The 20832-nt window shown below is 70.4% G+C and carries 20 protein-coding genes; 13 read left to right on the forward strand and 7 right to left on the reverse strand.

Translation table 11 applies throughout. The features are described 5' to 3' along the window. Positions 1-77: 77 nt before the first annotated feature. Genes ACT3UN_RS01275 through ACT3UN_RS01285 form a run of 3 tightly spaced genes read left to right on the forward strand, consistent with a single transcriptional unit; the run spans position 78 to position 2464 of the window. On the forward strand, positions 78-320 hold the full coding sequence (locus tag ACT3UN_RS01275) for a DUF3039 domain-containing protein (RefSeq protein ID WP_301443508.1): 243 nt from the start codon (positions 78-80) through the stop codon (positions 318-320). Next, positions 317-2056 carry a DEAD/DEAH box helicase gene (locus ACT3UN_RS01280; RefSeq protein ID WP_441579507.1) on the forward strand — a complete coding sequence of 580 codons (1740 nt, stop codon included), beginning with the start codon at positions 317-319 and terminating at the stop codon, positions 2054-2056. The genes ACT3UN_RS01275 and ACT3UN_RS01280 overlap by 4 nt, the downstream gene beginning before the upstream one ends. A gap of 39 nt (positions 2057-2095) precedes the next feature. After that, entirely contained in the window at positions 2096-2464 is a 369-nt protein-coding gene (locus ACT3UN_RS01285; protein WP_301443510.1) for a hypothetical protein, read from the forward strand. A gap of 112 nt (positions 2465-2576) precedes the next feature. On the opposite strand, the gene ACT3UN_RS01290 is transcribed toward ACT3UN_RS01285, so the two are convergent. After that, positions 2577-4253, reverse strand: coding sequence for an RNA polymerase sigma factor (locus ACT3UN_RS01290; RefSeq protein ID WP_444655834.1), 1677 nt, complete (start codon positions 4251-4253; stop codon positions 2577-2579). A 102-nt stretch (positions 4254-4355) separates the two neighbouring features. Then, positions 4356-5147, reverse strand: a complete 792-nt coding sequence (gene ppgK, locus ACT3UN_RS01295; RefSeq protein WP_301443954.1) for a polyphosphate--glucose phosphotransferase — start codon at positions 5145-5147, stop codon at positions 4356-4358. A gap of 100 nt (positions 5148-5247) precedes the next feature. Here ppgK and ACT3UN_RS01300 point away from each other — a divergent pair, with 100 nt between their 5' ends. After that, a complete protein-coding gene (locus ACT3UN_RS01300; protein WP_441582076.1) occupies positions 5248-6195 on the forward strand; it encodes an inositol monophosphatase family protein in 948 nt (315 codons plus the stop codon). Positions 6196-6540: 345 nt separating this feature from the next. Beyond that, complete coding sequence (locus tag ACT3UN_RS01305; protein ID WP_301443956.1) at positions 6541-6840, forward strand: DUF4193 domain-containing protein; 300 nt, start codon at positions 6541-6543, stop codon at positions 6838-6840. A gap of 19 nt (positions 6841-6859) precedes the next feature. Here the strand turns inward: ACT3UN_RS01305 and ACT3UN_RS01310 are convergent, their stop codons facing one another. After that, the gene (locus ACT3UN_RS01310) at positions 6860-7423 is read right to left on the reverse strand and encodes a DUF3093 domain-containing protein (protein ID WP_441579477.1); all 564 of its coding nucleotides are present in this window, start codon (positions 7421-7423) and stop codon (positions 6860-6862) included. A 66-nt stretch (positions 7424-7489) separates the two neighbouring features. Between ACT3UN_RS01310 and dut the strand changes: the two genes are divergently transcribed. The 5 genes from dut to dxs all read left to right on the forward strand — a co-directional run bounded on the left by dut (position 7490) and on the right by dxs (position 12844). Then, entirely contained in the window at positions 7490-7948 is a 459-nt protein-coding gene (gene dut, locus ACT3UN_RS01315; protein ID WP_441579476.1) for a dUTP diphosphatase, read from the forward strand. A 62-nt stretch (positions 7949-8010) separates the two neighbouring features. Beyond that, a complete protein-coding gene (locus tag ACT3UN_RS01320; RefSeq protein WP_301444154.1) occupies positions 8011-8796 on the forward strand; it encodes a DUF3710 domain-containing protein in 786 nt (261 codons plus the stop codon). Continuing rightward, a complete protein-coding gene (locus tag ACT3UN_RS01325; protein WP_367620331.1) occupies positions 8793-9467 on the forward strand; it encodes a DUF3159 domain-containing protein in 675 nt (224 codons plus the stop codon). Before ACT3UN_RS01320 ends, ACT3UN_RS01325 begins: the two co-directional genes overlap by 4 nt. Next, on the forward strand, positions 9464-10747 hold the full coding sequence (locus ACT3UN_RS01330) for a class I SAM-dependent RNA methyltransferase (protein ID WP_444626558.1): 1284 nt from the start codon (positions 9464-9466) through the stop codon (positions 10745-10747). Before ACT3UN_RS01325 ends, ACT3UN_RS01330 begins: the two co-directional genes overlap by 4 nt. A gap of 123 nt (positions 10748-10870) precedes the next feature. Continuing rightward, positions 10871-12844 (forward strand): 1-deoxy-D-xylulose-5-phosphate synthase, encoded by a 1974-nt coding sequence (dxs, locus tag ACT3UN_RS01335; protein WP_301444199.1) that lies wholly within the window; start codon positions 10871-10873, stop codon positions 12842-12844. 352 nt (positions 12845-13196) lie between these two features. Here the strand turns inward: dxs and ACT3UN_RS01340 are convergent, their stop codons facing one another. Beyond that, a complete protein-coding gene (locus ACT3UN_RS01340) occupies positions 13197-14594 on the reverse strand; it encodes a ribonuclease D (protein ID WP_301443269.1) in 1398 nt (465 codons plus the stop codon). Between the two features lie 10 nt (positions 14595-14604). After that, positions 14605-15243, reverse strand: a complete 639-nt coding sequence (locus ACT3UN_RS01345) for a DUF3000 domain-containing protein (RefSeq protein ID WP_301443273.1) — start codon at positions 15241-15243, stop codon at positions 14605-14607. 107 nt (positions 15244-15350) lie between these two features. Here ACT3UN_RS01345 and hemE point away from each other — a divergent pair, with 107 nt between their 5' ends. The 3 genes from hemE (at position 15351) to hemQ (ending at position 18807) form a co-directional block, all read left to right on the forward strand. After that, a complete protein-coding gene (hemE, locus tag ACT3UN_RS01350; protein WP_301443270.1) occupies positions 15351-16532 on the forward strand; it encodes a uroporphyrinogen decarboxylase in 1182 nt (393 codons plus the stop codon). After that, positions 16529-17992: a protoporphyrinogen oxidase gene (hemG, locus tag ACT3UN_RS01355; RefSeq protein ID WP_444655836.1), complete on the forward strand. Its 1464-nt coding sequence runs from the start codon at positions 16529-16531 to the stop codon at positions 17990-17992. The genes hemE and hemG overlap by 4 nt, the downstream gene beginning before the upstream one ends. A 95-nt stretch (positions 17993-18087) precedes the next feature. Beyond that, on the forward strand, positions 18088-18807 hold the full coding sequence (gene hemQ / locus ACT3UN_RS01360; RefSeq protein WP_301443274.1) for a hydrogen peroxide-dependent heme synthase: 720 nt from the start codon (positions 18088-18090) through the stop codon (positions 18805-18807). An 81-nt stretch (positions 18808-18888) separates the two neighbouring features. On the opposite strand, the gene msrB is transcribed toward hemQ, so the two are convergent. Beyond that, complete coding sequence (gene msrB, locus ACT3UN_RS01365; protein ID WP_301443272.1) at positions 18889-19320, reverse strand: peptide-methionine (R)-S-oxide reductase MsrB; 432 nt, start codon at positions 19318-19320, stop codon at positions 18889-18891. A 5-nt stretch (positions 19321-19325) separates the two neighbouring features. Beyond that, positions 19326-20723, reverse strand: coding sequence for a glycosyltransferase family 87 protein (locus tag ACT3UN_RS01370; protein ID WP_444655838.1), 1398 nt, complete (start codon positions 20721-20723; stop codon positions 19326-19328). Positions 20724-20832: the final 109 nt, after the last annotated feature.

The following is a 20832-nucleotide window of genomic DNA, read 5'->3' on the forward strand; positions in this document are numbered from 1 at the left end:
CCAACGGTGCGGCCACCCGACCTGCCACGCGACCGGCACGGCTGGAAAACACGGCAGGGGCGGGGCATTATGGTGACGTGACTACTCCTGGAACGACAACGATTGAGCGGCCCGACGTCCGGACCGATGACCAGACCTCGGACGACACCCCGAAGTTCTTCCACTACGTGAAGAAGGACAAGATCGTCGACTCCGCGATCAACGGACGCATGGTCGTCGCACTCTGCGGCGAGACCTTTCCGGTGACCAAGCAGGCAAAGCCCGGCTCGCCGGTCTGCCCCGACTGCGAGAGCATCTACCAGGGACTCCGCAAGAAGTGAGTGGGGCCACCGCATACGGCACGCTCCGTGCCTGGCAGCAGGCCGCACTCCGACGTTACATCGACACCGCCCCGCAGGACTTCCTCGCCGTCGCGACCCCGGGCGCGGGCAAGACCACGTTCGCGCTGACGGTCGCGCGGATGCTGCTCGACGCGCGCACGGTGCAGCGCGTGGTGATCGTGGTGCCCACCGAGCACCTCAAGACGCAGTGGTCTCAGGCCGCGGCGCGCCAGGGCATCTCCATCGACGCCGAGTTCACCAACTCCTCGGCGGTCAACAACGCCCACGACGGGGTGGCGGTGACCTACGCCCAGGTCGGCATGAAGCCCACCAAGCACTACCAGGTCGCCACCGCGCGCAAGACCCTGGTCATCCTCGACGAGATCCACCACGCCGGTGACGCGAAGAGCTGGGGCGACGGCGTGCGGTTCGCCTACGAGCAGGCCGAACGCCGGCTGGCGCTGACCGGTACGCCCTTCCGCTCCGATGACTCGGTGATCCCCTTCGTGGAGTACAAGGACGTCGACGGGTCGTTGGTCTCCCAGTCCGACTACACCTACGGCTACTCCGACGCGCTGGCCGACGGCGTGGTGCGTCCGGTGGTCTTCCTGGCCTACTCCGGGCAGGCCCGGTGGCGAGACAGCGCCGGTGAGGAGTACGAGGCTCGCCTGGGCACCCCGTTGAACGCGGAGCAGACCGCGCGCGCCTGGAAGACGGCCCTGGACCCGAAGGGCGAGTGGATCCCCGCGGTGCTCAGCTCCGCGCACACCCGCCTGATGCAGCTGCGCGAGTCGATCCCGGACGCCGGCGGCCTGGTCATCGCCACCGACACCACCACCGCGCGCGCCTATGCCGCGATGCTGGAGAAGCTCACCGGCACGAAGGTCACCGTGGTGCTCTCCGACGAGCAGGGCTCCAGTGACCGGATCAAGGAGTTCTCCGACTCCACCGACCTGTGGATGGTCGCGGTGCGCATGGTCTCCGAGGGCGTGGACGTGCCACGCCTGGCGGTGGGCGTGTACGCCACCTCGGCGTCCACCCCGCTGTTCTTCGCCCAGGCGATCGGACGTTTCGTGCGTTCGCGGCGCCCCGGCGAGTCCGCCAGCGTGTTCCTGCCGAGCGTGCCGGTGCTGCTCGACCTGGCGTCCAACATGGAACGCCAGCGCAACCACGTGCTCGGCAAGCCCGACCGGCCCAACGAGGGCTGGGACGACGAGCTGCTCGCCCAGGCCAACAAGGAGGAGTCCGAGCCGGACGAGCTCGGCGGCTACGAGACCCTCGGTGCCGAGGCGGAGCTGGAGAGCCTCATCTTCGACGGCTCCACCTACGGCACCGCCACGATGACCGGCTCCGCAGAGGAGCAGGAGTACCTCGGCCTGCCCGGCCTGCTGGACGCCGAGCAGATGAGGACGCTGCTGCGTGCCCGGCAGTCCTCCCAGCTGGACAACCGGGACAAGGCGGCCAGGCAGGCGGCCGAGACGGCCGCCGCCGGCAAGGACTCCGGCAAGGACTCCGCCGGGGAGTCGGGGGAGGCCGAGACGAAGAAGGTCGCCAGCGAGGAGCTGCCGGGCCTGAGGAAGAAGCTCAACGCCCTCGTCGGCGCGAAGTCGCAGCGTACCGGGCGTCCGCACGGTGCGATCCACAACGAGGTGCGCCGTAACTGCGGCGGCCCGCCGACGGCGCTGTGCACCGCCGAGCAGCTGCACGACCGGATCGCCTACCTGCGCGACTGGTGAGCGTGGGGACGCGAGGGGGCGTCCGATAGGCTGGACCGCATGGCGAAGAATACGGGAGCAGCACGACCGACCGGACGAGACGGGGCGGGGGAGCAGCCCCGGGTACAGGGGAGGCTCGGCCTGGTGGCGATCGTGCTGGCGGTGCTCGCGCTGCCGGCCGCGCTGTTCCCGTGGCTCGGGCTGATCATCAGCGTGGTCGTCCTGGCCATCGCCCTGGTCGCGCTGATCGTGGCGGTACGTTCCCCGCGTCTGGGGCGCGGCTACCCGATGGCGGCGGTGGTCGTGGCGATCGTGGCGGTGGCCCTGTCCGGCGTGGTGACCAACAGCACGGCGCAGACGTTGCAGGACTGCTCGTCGAACGACGCCGACGAGGTGCGCGCCTGCATGGAGAACAGGGGCGAGGACTAGAGACCCCGACGGGACAGACACCGACGGGACAGACACCGAACCCCTCCGGCCGCGTGAACGGCGGGAGGGGTTCTGTGGTGTCGGGGCCGGTCCGGACCGAGCCGCGGCCGGACTAGTCGAGGTAGTCGCGCAGCACCTGGGAGCGCGACGGGTGGCGCAGCTTCGACATCGTCTTCGACTCGATCTGACGGATGCGCTCACGGGTGACCCCGTAGACCTGCCCGATCTCGTCGAGGGTGCGCGGCATGCCGTCGGTGAGCCCGAAGCGCAGCTTGACCACGCCGGCCTCGCGCTCGGAGAGCGTGTGCAGCACGTCCTGCAGCTGGTCCTGCAGCAGGGTGAAACTGACCGCGTCGACGGCGATGACGGCCTCGGAGTCCTCGATGAAGTCGCCGAGCTGGCTGTCGCCCTCGTCGCCGATGGTCTGGTCCAGGGAGATCGGCTCGCGGGCGTACTGCTGGATCTCCAGCACCTTGTCCACGGTGATGTCCATCTCGCGGGCCAGCTCGTCCGGGGTGGGCTCGCGGCCGAGGTCCTGCAGCAGCTCGCGCTGGATGCGGCCGAGCTTGTTGATGACCTCCACCATGTGCACCGGGATGCGGATGGTGCGGGCCTGGTCGGCCATCGCACGGGTGATGGCCTGACGGATCCACCAGGTGGCGTACGTGGAGAACTTGTAGCCCTTGGTGTAGTCGAACTTCTCCACCGCGCGGATCAGGCCGAGGTTGCCCTCCTGGATGAGGTCCAGGAACGCCATGCCACGTCCGGTGTAGCGCTTGGCCAGGGAGACCACGAGTCGCAGGTTGGCCTCGAGCAGGTGGTTCTTGGCCTTGCGGCCGTCGCGCTCGATCTCGCGGAAGTCGCGGCGCTGCATCGGCGACACCTTCTCGCCGCTCGCCTTGAGCTCGTCCATCTTGTGGTGGGCGTACAGGCCGGCCTCGATGCGCTTGGCCAGGGAGACCTCCTGCTCGGCGTTGAGCAGCGCGACCTTGCCGATCTGCTTGAGGTAGGCGCGCACGGAGTCGGCGGAGGCGGTGAGCTCGGCGTCCTTGCGGGCCTGGCGCAGTGCGGCGGACTCGTCCTCGTCCCAGACGAAGCTGCCGGCCTCGGGCTTGTCGTCCTCCTCGTCGTCGTCACCGTCGGTGACCGCGCCGGCGGGGGTGACGACCGCGGGGGAGGCGGCGTCCTCGTCGCCGTCCGAGGCCTCTTCGACGTCGTCGACGTCATCGACATCGTCAACGTCGTCCTCGTCGATCTCGATGTCGCCGGGGAGGCCGTCGATGTCCTCGTCGTCGGAGTCCTCGGTGACGCCGTCGGTGGCGGTCTTGTCGAGGGTCGCGTCCCCGGCCGCCGGGTCGGCGTCCTTGGTGGCGGACGCACCCTTGGCGCCGGACGCGGGGGCGGCCGTCTTGGTCGCCGCCTTGCGCGTGGACTTGCGGGTCGTCTTCTTCGCGGCCGTCTTCTTCGCCGCGGTCTTCTTGGCGGTCTTGGTGGCCGCCTTCTTCGCGGCGGTCTTCTTCGGCGCATCTTCGGCGGACGTGGCCTGCGGGGACGCTGCGTTGACGCCGGCGGTGGACGCCGCGGGGGAGGCGTCAGCGGCAGGGCTCGCGGCCGGTGCCGGCTGTGCCGCCGGAGTCACCGGCGACGCTGCTTTGCGGGTGGCCGTACGGACGGCCTTCTTCGCGGTGGTCTTCTTGGCCACCCTTCGACCGGCCGACGATGCCGGGGTTCCGGGAGCGTCGGTGCCCTCGGTGTCGCTACCGGAGGTGGAACTGGTGTGGGCCGCCACGAAAGACCTTTCTTGCGGGGTCAGGGGACTTGCAGTGCGTGGTCCTTTGTCAGGAGCACAATCGACCCCCCATTATAACCCAGTTGGGCTGAATTTCAGCGTTCAGGGCCGCATTCCGTGGGTCACGGCCAACGCGGCCCCGACGATCCCGGCCCGGTTGAGCAGGGTGGCGGGCACCACGTCCACGTCCACGGTGAGTTCAGGAACCCACTTGTGGTGCTTCTTGGAGATACCGCCGCCGACGATGATCCGCGACGGGTTGAGGATGCGCACGTACTCGTGGAGCACCCGGTCGACCCGGCGGGCCCACTCCTTGTAGCTGAGCTTCTCGTTGTCGCGCACCGCCGACGACGCCCACTTCTCGGCGTCCATGGCCGGGAAGTTCAGGTGGCCGAGCTCGGAGTTGGGGAACAGGGTGCCGTTGTAGATCAACGCCGAACCGATGCCGGTGCCGAAGGTCAGGAACAGGACGGTCCCGTCCTCACCATCCGCCGAGCTGCCGTAGGCGGTCTCGGCGATGCCGGCGGCGTCGGCGTCGTTAAGGACGCTGACCGCGCGCGGCGAGCCGTCGACCGTCAGCCGGCCGCCGAAGAGCTCCTGGCAGTCCGTGCCGATCCACGCGGGGTCGATGTTCGCGGCCGTCCGGGCGACCTGGCCGCGCACCACGGCGGGCACGGTCACGCCGACGGGCCCCGTCCAGCCGGCCTCGTCGAGCAGGTCGGCGACCGTGTCCGCCACGGCCTCCGGGGTGGCGGGCCGGGGAGTGTCGATGCGGATGCGGTCGCCGATGAACTCTCCGGTGCCCAGGTCCACCAGTGCGCCCTTGATGCCACTGCCCCCGATGTCGACCCCGAATGCGGTCGACTCCTGCCCATTGCTGGCTGTGTCTGTCATGGGTACCCATGCTACCGCAGCCGCGGACACCGGACAGTGCGCCGAACCGACGCCGTGGGTGCACCGCCAGCCCCGCGGGCCTGCTGGCAGGATGGGGCCCATGGGTGAACAGATCAGACTGGACCGGACCACCACGGACGTCCCCCCGCCCTCGGCGGGCCGCGCACTTGCAGGACGCACGCCGGACGAGCTGCGTCGGGTCGCGGTGACGGTGGCGTCCGAGGCGGCGCTGCACGTGGCCGAGGCGCGGACACGCAGTGCCGGGGGCGACGGGCGCATCCGGGTCGAGGCGACGAAGTCCTCCGAGGTCGACCCGGTGACGGCCATCGACCGGTCGAGTGAACGGCTGATCCGCCGGCGCCTCGGCGAGCTCGCACCGTACGACGCCGTGCTGGGGGAGGAGGACGGTGGCGTGCTGGCGCAGGACCGTGTGACGTGGGTCGTGGACCCTGTCGACGGCACGGTCAACCTCGTCTACGGCATCCCCGCCAGTGCGGTCAGCATGGCGGCGTGTGTCGACGGGGTCCCGGTCGCCGGCGCCGTCGCCGACATCGCCCGTAAGCGGGTGTACTCGGCGTGCACCGGCGGCGACCTGGTCATCGACGAGGCGGACACGGCAGGCACGGCAGGCACGGCAGGCACGGCAGACCGCGAGCGGTCGGCGTTACCGGAACTGTCGTCGCTGTCGTCGGCGCTGGTCGGCACGGGGTTCTCCTACCTCGCCTCGCGCCGTCGCGCCCAGGCCGGGTTGCTCGGCGACCTGCTGCCGGAGATCCGGGACATCCGGCGCATCGGTTCGGCCGCCCTGGACCTGTGTGCGGTGGCGGACGGTGCGTTGGACGCCTACTACGAGCACGGGCTGGGGCCCTGGGACCATGCCGCCGGGAGCCTCATCGCCGCGCGTGCGGGGGCGGTGGTGCACATGCCCCCGCTGGAGCGGGGGTACGACGAGGGGGTGGGTGTTCTTGCCGCGGTCCCCGGAATCGTCGACGACCTCGCTGAACGCGTCCTGGCGACCATCTTCCCGGCGCCCGTGGACGTTCCCTGACGGGGGCACGGACGGCCGTACGGCCCCCTTTTCCGGGGGCACGGTAGGCGTTCTCGGGTGGTGCTCCACCGGTCGTGCCGATAGGCAACGTGACAATGGTTCCCCGCTGCTTTACTATGCGCGTCAAACGTCGGGAATATCCGTCGCCGACACGTCGTTGCCGGCAGGGTAAACCCCGGTCGTTGGGTGAGGCTGAGCCGGTGACTCGACGGGCACCGCAACCTCGCCGACACGTGAGACGACACCTGCACGACTGCACACCAGCAACAGCCAAGAAACAGCACAGCCTTATCCACCGCCGCAACCGGTGACGGTCGGATAACGGACGACCCTAGGAGCATCATCATGGCGACTGACTACGATTCCCCCCGCACCCGCTCGGAGGACGAGATCGAGACCGACTCCCTCGAGGGGCTGAAGGCCGCGGAGAAGGCGGAGCCCGCCGTCGACGACAACGACGACGGCGACATCGTCGAGCCGATCGACGTGCCGATGGCGGACCTGTCCGGCGAGGAGCTCAGCGGGTCGGTGGTGCCCCGTCAGGACGACGAGTTCACCTGTTCGGTCTGCTTCCTCGTGCAGCACCGCACCCGGATCGCCGAGGACGACGGCAAGGGCAACCTCGTCTGCATCGACTGCGAGTGACCGGGCGGGGGTCGCCCGGTCAGGCGCGGGGGGTGCCGAGGGCGTCGAGCAGCTGCTCGGGCTCGTTGGTGGAGACCAGCCAGTAGGGGGTGGGGTCGTCCGGGTCGTCGAGGACCAGCATCGCCATGGAGGGGATCCAGGGGCGGTGGTAGAGGAAGGCGGCGGGGTCGAGCTGCCGGCCCATCGCCGCACTGCGGGCACTGGGCGGCACCGGGAGGCTGCGGCTGACCACCGACATCGGCAGCGACGCCTCCCCGGCGTGCAGCCAGGTCTCGCCGCTCTCGTCGCGCTCCACGACGAGCTCATTGCTGGACAGGTGCAGGAGCGCCCACACGACCGCCGCGAGGACGACCGCGCCGACCACGACGCCCCAGTACCACTCGCGGCCCATCTGCCCCTGGAACCCGACCAGGGTGGTCACCCCGAGGCCGATGAGCCACCAGGACATCGGGACGCGCTGACGCTCGCGGTAGAGGACGTCCGCACGGACCCTGCCTGCCTCGCCGGCATCGCCGGCCTGACCGGCACGGCTCTCTCCGGGTTCCTGTGGCACGTCATCTCCTGTCGGCTCGGGCTCGCTCACGATCCCTTAGTCTATCCTGCGGGCCGTTAGGTCAGTAACCGGACCGCGCCGGTAGACTTCACGGGCATGACCGACAGTCACGACGCACCGTTGCGCATCGCGCGACTCGACCCCGACCTCCCCCTCCCGAGCCGCGCCCACCCCAGTGACGCGGGCCTGGACCTGTCCAGCGCCGAGGACCTCACACTTGCCCCGGGTGAGCGGGCGCTGGTGGGCACCGGCGTGGCCCTCGCCCTGCCGGTGGGCACCGTGGGACTGGTGCACCCGCGTAGCGGACTGGCCTGGAAGCAGGGGGTTTCCATCGTCAACGCCCCCGGGACCATCGACGCGGACTACCGTGGCGAGGTGAAGGTCTGTCTGATCAACCTGGACCGGGACACCTCGGTCGTCATCCACCGCGGAGACCGCATCGCGCAGCTGCTCGTCCAGGAGGTGTCGCTGTGCGACGTCGAGGAGGTCGCCGACGTCGACGCCCTCGGTGAGACCGCCCGCGGCGCCGGGGGCCACGGTTCCACCGGGGCCTGACCCGTTTTCCCACGTCCTGAGCTGTACACCCGTTACGTCGAGATTTGAGGAGAGTCCGAGCCATGTGGCCGTTCAACAAGAAGAGTGACGAAGATTCCACCGCTACCGCCGCGACGGACGCGCAGGTGCCGACGGCGCCGACGCAGGACGCGCCGGATGCTGCGGGCGCTGTGCCGGACGCGCAGGACGCACCGGACGCCGCGCCGGCGGGCGGCGACCCCGCCGTCGCCGGCCCCAGTGCGTCCTACGACCCGGTCAACGGCGACTTCGGCCCGTTCGACGGCGACAGCGTGGACTACACCACCTTCGACTACTCCGACTTCGCCAAGAGCGGGCTGGACCTCGGCTCTGTGCGCGTGCCGGTGCCGCACGACGGGGAGGTGCAGGTGGAGATGGGGCCCAAGGGGCCGCAGATGATCCACATCCTCACCCCGTTCGGACGGCTCACCCCCGTCGCCCTCGCCGCCCCGCGCACCGGCCGGCAGTGGGAGGAGAACATCTCCGAGGTCACTGCGGGCATGAACGGCGACGGCCTGCAGGTCGAGTGGGGCCGGAACCTGTGGGGCACCGAGATCATCGGGACGATGAAGGCCGGCACCATGCGGGTGATCGGTGTGGACGGTCCGCGGTGGATGCTGCGGATGACGTTGGCCGGCCCGGCGGACAAGGCAGACCAACTCGCGGAACTCGCCTACGAGGTGATCTCCCGGACGTTCGTCTACCGCGGCACCGAGCCGCACCCGGTCGGCCAGGCGCTGCCGGTGACGATCCCCGCGGCGATGGCCGCCGAACTGCGCAAGGTTGTCGAACAGCGTCAGAAGGACGCCGCCGACGGGGACACACAGTGACGCACGACGACGGCCGCACCCCGGCCGAAGAAGACACGGTCGACACCGAGCACACGGTGGAGACCGAGGACGCCACACCCACCGTCCTCGAGCAGCTCGGCGGACTGTCGGGGCTCGTCGCCTCGGTGCTGCCGGTGCTGGTGCTCGTGCCGGTGAACTCCCGGTGGGGTCTGACCGCCGCCCTGATCGCCGCCGTCGCGGTGTCGGTGGTGGTGTTCCTGTGGCGCCTGGCGCGCAAGGAGACCCTGATGCCGGCGGTCTCCGGTCTGATGGGCGTGGGCATCTGCGCGGTGATCGCCTGGTGGCTCGGCGACGCCAAGGGCTACTTCGCCTACGGCATCTGGTACTCGCTGGTCGCCGGGATCGTCTTCCTGGGCTCGGTCGTGGTGCGCTGGCCGCTGGTCGCGGTGATCTGGAACGGTGTCAACGGTTCCGGGCACCGCTGGCGCAGCAACCGCACGGCGGTGCGCGTGTACAGCATCGCCACGCTGGCCTGGTCGGTGGTGTTCTTCGGACGTTTCGTCGTGCAGCAGTGGCTCTACGTCCAGGATGACGCGGTCGGCGCCCTCGGCGTGGCGCGCATCATCATGGGGCTGCCGCTGACCGCGGTGGTCGTGCTGGTCACGGTGTGGGCCGTGAAGAAGGCCGACGCCTCGGAGCGTGCGGCATGAGCGGGGGCATGCAGACGGTCGACGTCCTCGGCCCGGCACACGGCGGGACGTCCGTCGCCCGGGTCGACGGCCGCGCGGTGTTCGTGCGCGGTGCGTTGCCGGGCGAGCAGGGCGTCCCGGTGGCCCTCGACGAGGCGAAGGACAAGGCACGTTTCCTCACGGGTGAGGTCGTCGACGCCGACGCGATCGCCGTGCCCTCGCCGCACCGGGTCGCCCCGGTGTGTGCCGCCGCGGCCGCCGGCGCGGGCTGCTGCGACCTCGACTTCGTCGACGCGCAGGGCTCGGTGGAGTTCAAGCGGCAGGTGGTCGTCGAGCAGTTCCAGCGCATCGGCGGGATCGAGTTGGGCCCGCAGGTGCTGGAGTCCCGGTCGCTCACGCCGTTCACCGGCTACCGCACCCGCGTGCGCCTCGGCGTCGACGCGTCCGGCCAGGTCGGGCTGCGTCGCCGGGGCAGCAACGGGGTCGTCGCCCTGGGGGCGGACGGTTCCGGTGTCTGTGCCCAGTGGGCCCCGGGCCTGGCCGAGGGCTTGGCTGAGGAACTCGCCGCCCACGAGCTGACCCCGGGCGCGGAGGTCTGCGTCGCGCTCGGTGACGACGGGGTGCGCGGGATCGTCGAGGTCCCGCCGCGGCCGCCGCGTGCACACACACGCCGTCGGCGTCGCGGCGCCAAGCGTCCTGCCGCCGCACCCCGTAGTGTCCTGGCCGGTGACGGGAACGTGACGCGCACCATCGGTGACCGCGCCTGCCCGGTGCCGGTGGAGTCGTTCTGGCAGGCGCACGCCGGTGCGTCCGCCCACTACGCCGCCTGGGTCGCACGCAACACCGCGCAGGACGCCACGGTCGGCTGGGACCTCTACGGCGGTGCCGGCGTCCTGGCCGCGGCGATGCTGTCGGCAGCGCCCGGGATCGCGGTGGACTGCGTGGACATCGCCTCGCCGGCGACCGGCGCAGGACGCACCGGCCTCGCAGGGCGGGACGTCTCCTTCGTCACCGCCGACGTGGGCTCGGCCATCGGGACGCTGCGCGCACCGTCGGTCGTGGTCCTCGACCCGCCGCGCACCGGAGCCGGACGCGAGGTCGTCGAGGCGATCGCCGCCAGGGAACCCGCCGTGGTGCTGCACATCGGCTGCGACCCCGCGACCGCCGCGCGCGACGCGGCGTCCTTCCTCGCCCACGGCTACGAGCCGGAGGCGGTGGAGGTGGTCGACGCGTTCGGGCTCACCCACCACGTCGAGGTCCTCGTGAGGTACGTCAGAACCCCCGGTCACGGGAATTGTTGAGGTCCGATGATGTGAACCCGGGCACTGCCCGTAAGATGGTCGCAGTGCCTGTGACTCAGGCAGCAAGTGTGAAGCGTAGGTAGTCGTTCGTCCGACGACTGGGACGGAGAAGTGAGAACGGGTATGTCGATTCTCGAAAAGATATCGTCACCGGCGGACCTCCGGACGCTGACGCCTGGCCAGCTGGAGACCCTCGCCGGGGAGATCCGGGAGTTCCTCATCGCCAAGGTCTCGGCCACCGGCGGGCACCTGGGGCCCAACCTCGGGGTCGTGGAGCTCACGATCGCCCTGCACCGGGTCTTCGACTCGCCGTCGGACCCGATCATCTTCGACACCGGACACCAGTCCTACGTGCACAAGATCCTCACCGGGCGGCGCAACCTGTTCGACACCCTCCGGCAGCGTGACGGGCTGTCCGGCTACCCCGACCGGGCCGAGAGCCCGCACGACTGGACCGAGTCCTCGCACGCCTCGGCGTCGCTGTCCTACGCGGACGGGCTGGCGAAGGCCTTCGAGCTCACCGGCCAGTCCGACCGCCGGGTGGCCGCGGTCATCGGCGACGGTGCACTCACCGGTGGCATGGCCTGGGAGGCCTTGAACAACATTGCCGAGGGCAAGGACAGGCCCTTGACCGTCATCGTGAACGACAACGGCCGGTCCTACTCGCCGACGATCGGCGGGCTCGCCCACAGCCTCGCCGGCATGCGCATGCAGCCGGCCTACGACAAGGTCATGGAGCAGGGCAAGAACTCCCTCGGCCGCCTCGGTGCCGTCGGCGACCACGCCTTCAAGCTGCTGCACAGCTTCAAGGAGGGCGTGAAGCACGCCGTCATCCCGCAGGAGCTGTTCAGCAACCTCGGGCTGAAGTACGTCGGCCCCGTCGACGGCCACGACGTGCGCTCGGTCGAGGCCGCCCTGACCTACGCCCGCGACTACGGCGGACCGATCATCGTGCACATCGTCACCAAGAAGGGCAACGGCTACGGCCCCGCGGAGAACGACGAGGCCGACCAGATGCACTCCACCGGCGTCATCGACCCGCTCACCGGACGCGCCGTGCAGGTCAGCGCCCGCGGCTGGACGGACGTCTTCGCCGACGAGCTCATCGAGATCGGCAGGCGCCGCGAGGACGTCGTCGCCATCACCGCCGCGATGGCCGGGCCCACCGGTCTGGCCCGCTTCGGCGAGGTCTTCCCGGAGCGCACCTTCGACGTGGGCATCGCCGAGCAGCACGCCGTGACCTCCGCCGCCGGGCTGGCCCTCGGCGGGTTGCACCCGGTCGTCGCGGTGTACTCCACCTTCCTCAACCGGGCCTTCGACCAGATGCTGATGGACGTCGGCCTGCTGCACATGCCCGTGACCTTCGTCCTCGACCGGGCCGGGATCACCGGGTCGGACGGGGCGAGCCACAACGGGATGTGGGACCTCTCCATCGCCGGCATCGTCCCGGGGATCCACGTCGCCGCCCCGCGCGACGGTGCACGCCTGGTCGAGGCGCTCGACCGCTGTGTCGGGATCTCCGACGGGCCCTCGGTGGTCAGGTTCTCCAAGGGAGCAGTCCCGAAGGACGTCGACGCGGTGTACTCCACCGCCGACTACGACGTGCTCGCCGAGACCTCCGGGGGTGCTGATGATGCTGGGTCTGACGGGTCGGCCGGGTCTGACGGTGGCGTGTTCGGCGGTGGAAAGTCACTGCGCGTCCTCATCGTCAACTACGGTCCCTTGACCGCCCAGGCGTTCGCCGCGGCGGAGGCACTCTCGGCCGACGGACACGCGGCGGCGGTCATCGACCCGCTGTGGGTCACCCCGGTCGCGGACTCCGTCGTCGAACTGGCTCGCGACAACGACCTGGTCATCACCGTCGAGGACAACGGCGTGCACGGCGGTGCGGGCCAGATGCTCGCCCGCGCTGCCTCGGAGGCCTCGGTGCCCACCCCGGTGCGCTACCTGGGCGTCGACCAGCGCTACCTCGCCCACGGTTCGCGTGGTGAGGTCCTCGCCGAGGTCGGCCTGGACGTCGATTCGGTGGTGGAGCAGGTGCGCGACTGGGCGTCCCAGGAGGCCCACCGCCGCGCCGAGGCCGGCGACCTGAGCTAGCGACTTGCGCTAGCTCTTCGCCCCGCCCCCTTCCCGCGCTCTTCCTTCGCCCTTTCCACGGTGGAGCGATCACCCCTCCAGGCAGGCTTTCGGCCTGAAATGCTGCCTGGAGGGGTGATGTGTCTACACGCTGGAGTGGAGGGGGTCGGCGGTGCGACGCTGAGGTCCCCCACTGTGCGCAGTCGTCCGCCCCGGTCCGCCCCGGTCCGCCCCCGTCGAGCGATCACCCCTCCAGGTAGGATTTCGACCCGAAATGCTACCTGGAGGGGCGACTATTTGCCCCTGTGCGAGGGGCAGAGGGCAGGGGATAGGGGGCAGGTCGGGAGTCGGGTGCCGGGGGGGGGAAGCCGGCTCAGGTGACTTGCCCCGCGAGCACGGGCAGGAAGGCGTCGACCAGGAGGTCACGCTGCCAGGCACGGCATTCCCTCGACTCGAGAGCGCGGCCCAGCGCGTCCTCCAGTGCACCCACCGGGTCGGCGACCGCAACGTCCACCGTTGCGCCGACCGGGTCGGCATCCAGAACGGTGTCCAGGTCAATAACCTGATCGTCACCGGGCTCGTCGAGGTGTTCCGAGGCCGCATCGGCCAGCAAACCGTCAGCGACGGCGCGCGAGGTCTCCCAGGCCACCGAGCGCAGTGAGCGCACGGTCAGCAGGTCTTCGGTCCTGATGCCGGTGGACTCCGAGACGTCCGACAGTGCCTCGCGGAACTCGCCGAGCAGGTGGAAGGCGATCGGGTGGTCGCGCTCCCACGTGCGGTGGTCGGGGAATCCGCCGGAGGTGCTCAAGCGTCCGGGCAGGGAGGAGGCGTCGGCCTCGGCGGCCTGGCGCAGCGCCTCGGACATTGCCCTGGTCAGCGTCGACTTCACCTCGCGGCCGACTGACCCGCGCGAGGAGCGCACAAGGCGCGAGCCGCCGGCGATCTCGCGGTCGATCTGGCGTCCTGAGCTTCCTGCGCGTCCGCCGCGTCCGGTGCCCTGGGCCAGTTCCAGGATGGAGGAGCCGCGCAGCACGTGCTCGGGCGGGACGTCACTCTCACGGGCGATGGCGGTGCGGGCGTAGATGAGCCGGCGGGCGGTCTCGAGCTCGCGGGGGTCGCGCACGTGCCCGAGGCCGCGTAGCTTGCGCCAGTCGGGTTCGGGCACCGGGTGCGTCCACGCCGCACGTACGTGGGCGCACTCCTGGCGGTACCAGTCGGTGCGGCCCAGGTCGTCGAGCCGGGAGAGGGCGACGTCGCGCAGCTCGATGAGCATCTCCACGTCCAGCGCGGCGTAGGTGAGCATGGGCCCGGGGATCGGCCGGGCGGACCAGTCCTCCCGGCCCTTGTCCTTGGCCACGGTGACCCCGAGGAACTCCTCGAGCATCCCGGCCAGGCCGATCTGCCCGTAGCCGAGGAGGCGTCCGGCGATCTGGGTGTCGTGCAGTTCCGGGGTGTGCCAGCCCAGGGAGGTCAGGGCGGGCAGGTCGCTGTGCGCGGCGTGCAGGATCCAGGGGGAGGAGTCCATCAGCGGGGCCAGCACGGCGCCGGCCTGCGGAACGGTCGCCGGGTCGACGAGGTGGGTGCCGGAGCCTTGGCGTCGCAGTTGCACCAGGAAGGCACGGTCGTCGAAGCGGAAGCCGGAGGCCCGTTCAGTGTCCACGGCGATGGGCCCGTGCCCTGCGGCCAGCGATTCGGTCGCCTCCCGCACGGTCTCGATCGTGTCGGACAGGGCGGGGACGCCGTCGCGGGGCGAGGTGAGGTGTTCTGCCACGGGGGCCACCTTACCTACCCTTCAGGGCGGTCACCCCTTCGGGCGGCAGGCCCGCCACGTTGGCGAGCACCTTGGAGAACGCGGTGACGTGGTCGGACAGGTCGGTGCCCGACGCCGTCCACGAGGCGCGCATCTCGACCTGGAAGGCGTGGGCCGGTCCGCCGATGTCACCGAACCTGCTGGACGCGGTGGCGGTGACGGTGCCGCCGAGGTCGCTGAAGGTGCTGCCGTGGAGCCCCTCGGTCAGCCAGTCCCAGGCGACCTCGGGCAGCAGCGGGTCCTCGGCGACCGAGGCGTCGAGGTCGGCCTGGATGTAGGCGACCAGCTTCATCATGCCCGGGCCCTCGGAGCCCTTGGGGTCGTGGAGCAGGATCAACCTGCCGAAGGCGTCACCGTCGGAGTCTGTGGGGACGGCGGCTTCCCCACCGTCGTCCCCACCGTCCCCGGGGAGCGACCCCGGTTGTATTCGGTCGACCTCCAGTCCGATGGCGTGGCTGTAGGGGGCGAGTTTCCGCGGCGGGCGGATGTCGGTCACCGTGATCCCGGTGCGCACCGTGGCGGCGTGCATGGAGGTGACCGCGTCCCGGAACGGCGCGGGGACGGTCGCCGCGGTGTCGGCGCCCAAGGCCTGACCCGCTGTACCTGTCATCTCTGAATCAACGCTCACACCGGCCAACATAACGGGCGGGCGGGGGTGTGTGGCGCAGGCGCGCCGTCGTTGCCGTAGTTCGCGCGGGAACTGGCATAATCGTGGACATGGTTGACCTGAACTCGTCCCCGGTCGGCGTCGCCGATCTCCGTCCGACTGAAGAGGCGGTCGCCACGGCGCGTGCCGCCCGCCGTGCCTCGCAGGACGCGCCGCTGCTGGCGGCGGTGCGCGGGGAGACGCCGTCGCGGCGTCCTGCGTGGATGATGCGTCAGGCGGGACGCTCCCTGCCGGAGTACCGCGAGCTGCGCCGCGAGGTCGGCATGCTCGACTCGTGTTTCCGTCCCGACCTGCTCGCCGAGATCACGATGCAACCGGTGCGCCGCCACGACGCGGACGCGGCGATCCTGTTCTCCGACATCGTGGTGCCGCTGAAGGCCGCCGGGGTGGCCGTGGACATCGTCGCCGGTCGCGGCCCGGTGCTGGAGTCGCCGGTGCGCTCGGCTGAGGCTGTCCAGGCCCTGCCGGTGGTGGAGGCCGCACAGCTCGAGGCGGTCGTCGAGGGCATCGGCGGGATCCTCGAGGAGCTGCGCGACGACCAGGTGCTCATCGGCTTCGCCGGCGCCCCGTTCACCCTGGCGTCCTACCTCATCGAGGGTGGCCCGTCGAAGAACCACGGCGTGACCAAGGCGATGATGTACTCGCAGCCGCAGCTGTGGCACGCGCTGATGGAGAAGCTGACCCCCACGGTCGTGCGGTTCCTGCAGGTGCAGATCGAGGCCGGGGCGGACGCGGTGCAGCTGTTCGACTCGTGGGCGGGCTTCCTCAGCCTGCGCGACTACCGCGAGTTCGTCGCACCCTACACCGAGCGCATCATCGCCGCGGTGCGTCCCTACGGTGTGCCGGTGACCCACTTCGGCGTGAACACCGGTGAGCTGCTCGGCGAGATGGCGGCCGTGGGCCCGGACATGATCGGCGTGGACTGGAAGACGCCGATGGACGTCGCCGCGCGCCGCGTGGCCGCCGACCTCGCCGCCGCGCACGATGCGGGCGATCCGCGGGTGCCGGCGGGCCGGACGGTGCGTGCGGTGCAGGGCAACCTGGACCCGGCGATCCTGCTGGCCGGACCGGACGTCATCGCCGAGCAGGTCGCCCGCGTCATCGCCGAGGGTGACCGTGCGGTCGCCGAGGGCAACGCCCTGGGACACGTCTTCAACCTCGGTCACGGCGTACTGCCGGAGACCGACCCGGATGCGATCACCCGGGCTTTCGCGGAGGTGCATGAACTGTGAGTGACGGACAGCGAGACGGTATCGGAGAGGCCGCGGGTGCCGGGGCAGGCCCGAGCGTGGCGGTCATCGGCGGGGGAGTGACGGGCATGTTCGCCGCCTGGGAGCTGCGCCGCCGGCTCGGCCCGGGCGCGCGGATCCTGGTGCTGGAGGCCTACGGGCGTCTCGGCGGGAAGCTGAAGACGGTGGACTTCGCCGCCGGGCCGGTGGACATGGGGGCCGAGGCGTTCCTGACCCGGCACACCGGCATGGCCCAGCTGGTCGCTGACCTTGGGCTGGAGTCCGAGCTGCGCACGCCCTCGGGTGCACGCAGCGCCTTCCTCGTCGACGGTGAGCTGGTCGACATCCCGTCCGCCACGGTGATGGGCGTTCCCGCCCGCGGCGCGGACGTGGCCGACGTGCTCACCGCGAAGGGCCAGGCCGCGGTGGACGCGGAGCTGGACGGCCCGGCGTTGCCGTGGATCGTCGGCGACGACGTCAACGTGGGCGAACTGGTGCGGCGGCGTTTCTGCGACGAGGTCGTCGACCGGCTGGTCTCCCCGATGCTGGGCGGGGTGTACTCCTGCTCCGCCGACGACCTGGGCCTGCGCGCGACCGTGCCGCAGATCGCCGAGGCGATGGACGACCTCGCAGGACGCGGCGACGACGTGTACCTGTCGACGGCGGTGGCGCAGGTCCTCGAGGACCGCGCGGCCGCGTCTGCGTCCTCGAAGGACGGTTCCGCCGGGCCGGCGTTCAACACCATGGCTTCCGGCTACCGCACGCTGATCAACCGCCTGGCGGAGGCGTCCGGCGCGGACATCCGGGTGAATACGCAGGTCGAGGAGATCGGACGCTACAACGGGCGGATCTACCTCGAACCCGTCGGCACCGTGGACGCCGTCGTCGTGGCGACGCCCGCACCCACGGCGTCCGTCCTGCTCAAGGACATCGCACCGGACGCCGCGGACATCCTCGGCGGGGTGAAGCTCGCCAGCTCCGCGGTGGTGGGTATGAGCTACAGCGGGACTGAGGGTGATCCCGGCATCCCGCAGCGCTCCGGGATCCTCATCGGTGCGGACGGCCCGACCCACGCCAAGGCCTTCACCTTCTCCTCACGCAAGTGGCCGCACCTGGGCGAGCGCGACGGCGGCCGTGGTGGTTTCGTGCGCGCCAGCTTCGGCACCTACCAGGACTCCAGCCTGCTCGAGGTGGACGACGAGACCCTGGTCGAGTACGCCATCGCCGACCTGGAGAAGGTCGCCGGGGTCACCGCCAGGCCCGCCGAGACCTTCGTCCAGCGCTGGTGGGGCGGGCTGCCGGTCTACGGCGTCGGCCACACCGAACTCATGGGTATCGCAGAGTCGGCCGTCTCCGAGAGCCCGCGGGTTGCGGTGGCCGGCGCGAGCCTGCACGGCGTGGGCGTACCCGCCTGCGCCGAGACCGGCCGTGCCGCGGCACGCAAGATCGCCGCGGAGTTGTGACGCCCGGCTCCCCTGTCAAGGGGTGGGAGCGTCCCGCGGGCGGCTAGAATCAGGGATGACGAACGACAACTTTCACAGGACAGGTGGTTGACAGCATGGCCAAGCTCGACTTCAGGGAGCTCAACGAGAAGCTGCAGTACACGATGTGGTCCGTGTTCACGGTCCGCAACGGTGAGCTGCCCGAGGGGGAGGAGGCCCGCGCCGCGGTCGCCGAGGACTTCGCGTCCTTCCTGGCGTCCTACGACGACGAGGAGCTCACCGTCCGCGGCGTGTACGACCTCACCGGCCAGCGTGCCGAGGCCGACATCATGATCTGGTGGCACGCCGAGAAGTTCGAGGACCTGCAGCGTGCCTACCGTCGCTTCCTGAAGGAGACGACCCTGGGCCGTGCCTGCGACGGCTACTGGTCGAACTCCGCGCTGCACCGTCCGGCGGAGTTCAACAAGTCCCACCTGCCGTCCTTCATCATGGGCGAGGACCCGGCCGAATGGATCGCCGTGTACCCGTTCGTGCGCTCCTTCGAGTGGTACCTGCTTCCCGACCAGGAGCGTCGCACGATCCTCGCCGAGCACGGCATGGCCGCCCGCGGGTTCGACGAGGTCCGCGCGAACACCGTGCCCGCCTTCGCCCTCGGCGACTACGAGTGGATCCTCGCCTTCGAGAGCCCCACCCTGGACCGCATCGTGGACCTGATGTACAAGATGCGCTACACCGAGGCCCGTCGCCACGTCCGCGAGGAGGTGCCGTTCTTCACCGGCCGCCGCGTGAACGCTGATGCGGAGGACCTCGCCGGCTTCATCGCCGAGCTGCCCTGACACCTCACCGCAGACAGTAACCCCGTAGGACGCTCGGAGCGTCCTACGGGGTTACTGTCTGTGATGCGCCGCGGCGCGGCGTCAGGCCTCGCGCAGCTGCAGTGCGATGCCGTTGATGCAGTAACGCAGGTCGGTGGGGGTGTCGTAGCCCTCGCCGGCGAAGACGTGGCCCAGGTGTCCGCCGCAGGTGGCGCACACGACCTCGGTACGTCGGGTACCGAGGGAATCGTCCACGCGGGTCTCCACCGCGTCGGAGTCCGCCGGGTCGAAGAACGACGGCCAACCGCAGTGCGAGTGGAACTTCTCCGTGGAGCGGAACAGCTCGCTGCCGCACCCACGGCACACGTAGACGCCCTGCTCCTCGGAGTCGGTGTACTCACTGGTGTACGGCCGCTCCGTGGCGGAGTTGCGCAGCACCTGGAACTCGTCCGGGGAGAGACGCTGCTTCCACTGCTCGTCGCTCAGCGCGGAGAAGTCCTCGAGGGGACGGACGTCGGGGTTGTTCTCGGTCATGGTGGCTACCTCTGTTCCTGCTCTACGTGCTCGTTCTTCTCTGATGCCTCTTCCGGTGCACCGTGGTGCTGGCGCCGCCAGTCGGTGACGAGCCAGACGACCACGGACGTCGCGGCGGCCAGGATGATCAGCCCCCAGCCGACGGTGCCGCGGGTGTACTCGACGATACGCCCGGGCCACTCCCACCGGTCGGAGTTCCAGGAGTCACCCGACATGCACCAGTAGATACCGACCCAGATGACCGGGTTGTGCATCACCGAGAACCGGCAGAACACGGTGAAGATCATCGGGATCAGCATCATCGAGTAGTACATCTGGCCCAGCGAGCTGACAAGGAACACCCCGGTCATCAGGATGCCGGCCGTCGTCGCCGACCACATCAGCGGGTCGGAGTTGCGCCAGCGCAGCAGACCCAGCACCGCGACAGCCACACCCATGGCGAACAGTGCGCGCATCAGCAGCACGAACCAGTCGGACATGCCGAAGTACACGCCCACCCCCGAGACCGAGGAGTTGGCGTAGTCCCGGACCTCGCCGAGGTAGGGCATGAGCTTGTCCAGGTAGTCCCCGGGCCGTGCCATCAGGGGCCAGGCGGCGAGGTTGAACGCCACCGGCACCGCGAGTCCGGTGACCACGGCCCACCACTGCCGACGCACGAACGGCAGGAAGAGCAGGACGGCGAACTGCGGCTTCACGGTGATCGCCAGGCCCACGGCGATGCCCGCCAGGACGGTGGCCCACGTGCTGCGCGTCCCCGTCCCGGCGCCGCAGCGCCAGGAGACGTCGCCGGCGCCGACCAGGATCCACCACAGGAAGACGACCTCGACGAAGAGCAGCACACCGTTGATGTTGGAGAACAGCAGGGTGTTGGTGATCGACTCGGTGGAGAACACCAGGAAGGCCGCCACGGGCAGAACCGGGCCGGTCAGCGACCGGCGGGCCAGTTTCGTCAGGATCGCCAGGGCCACGAGGACCGCGACGCCGTTGGCGAAGATGAACAGGATCCGGCCGGAATCCCAGGTCGGCAGGTAGGACAGCGGGCTGAGCAGCAGCGTGCCGCCGGGGGAGTAGAGGTAGTGCGGGTCGACGAAGGTGTAGTTCTCGTCGTACACCGGGACGCCGTCGATGAACCGGTGCAGCGCGTTCCACACGGTGGTGAAGTCGTCGGTGGGGTGGCTGTTCTGCGGGCTGAGGAACACCCGGTGGATCATCGTGAATATGGCCAACGGCCAGGCCGCCATGGTGAGCACACCGGCCGGGGTGCGCAGGGAGTCCCGGAGGGCGTCCATACGGGAAGTCGTCCCGCCGGATGTGGTAGCGGCGCCGGTGTCGCCGGGGTCTCCGGAGCCACCGGGGCGTGCGCTGCCGGAGGAGGAGCCGGCCGGGGTCATCTTTGCAGTCACGGTCCCTGACTCTACTGGCTTCACGCCGCGACCCCGGGGACCGCCACGGTCGCGCCCGGGACAGACACCCCCGGGCGCATCGGCGTTGGCGGCCTGCGTGCCGGCGGCC

Source organism: Corynebacterium sp. AOP12-C2-36, assembly GCF_052379185.1.
Classification (GTDB): domain Bacteria; phylum Actinomycetota; class Actinomycetes; order Mycobacteriales; family Mycobacteriaceae; genus Corynebacterium.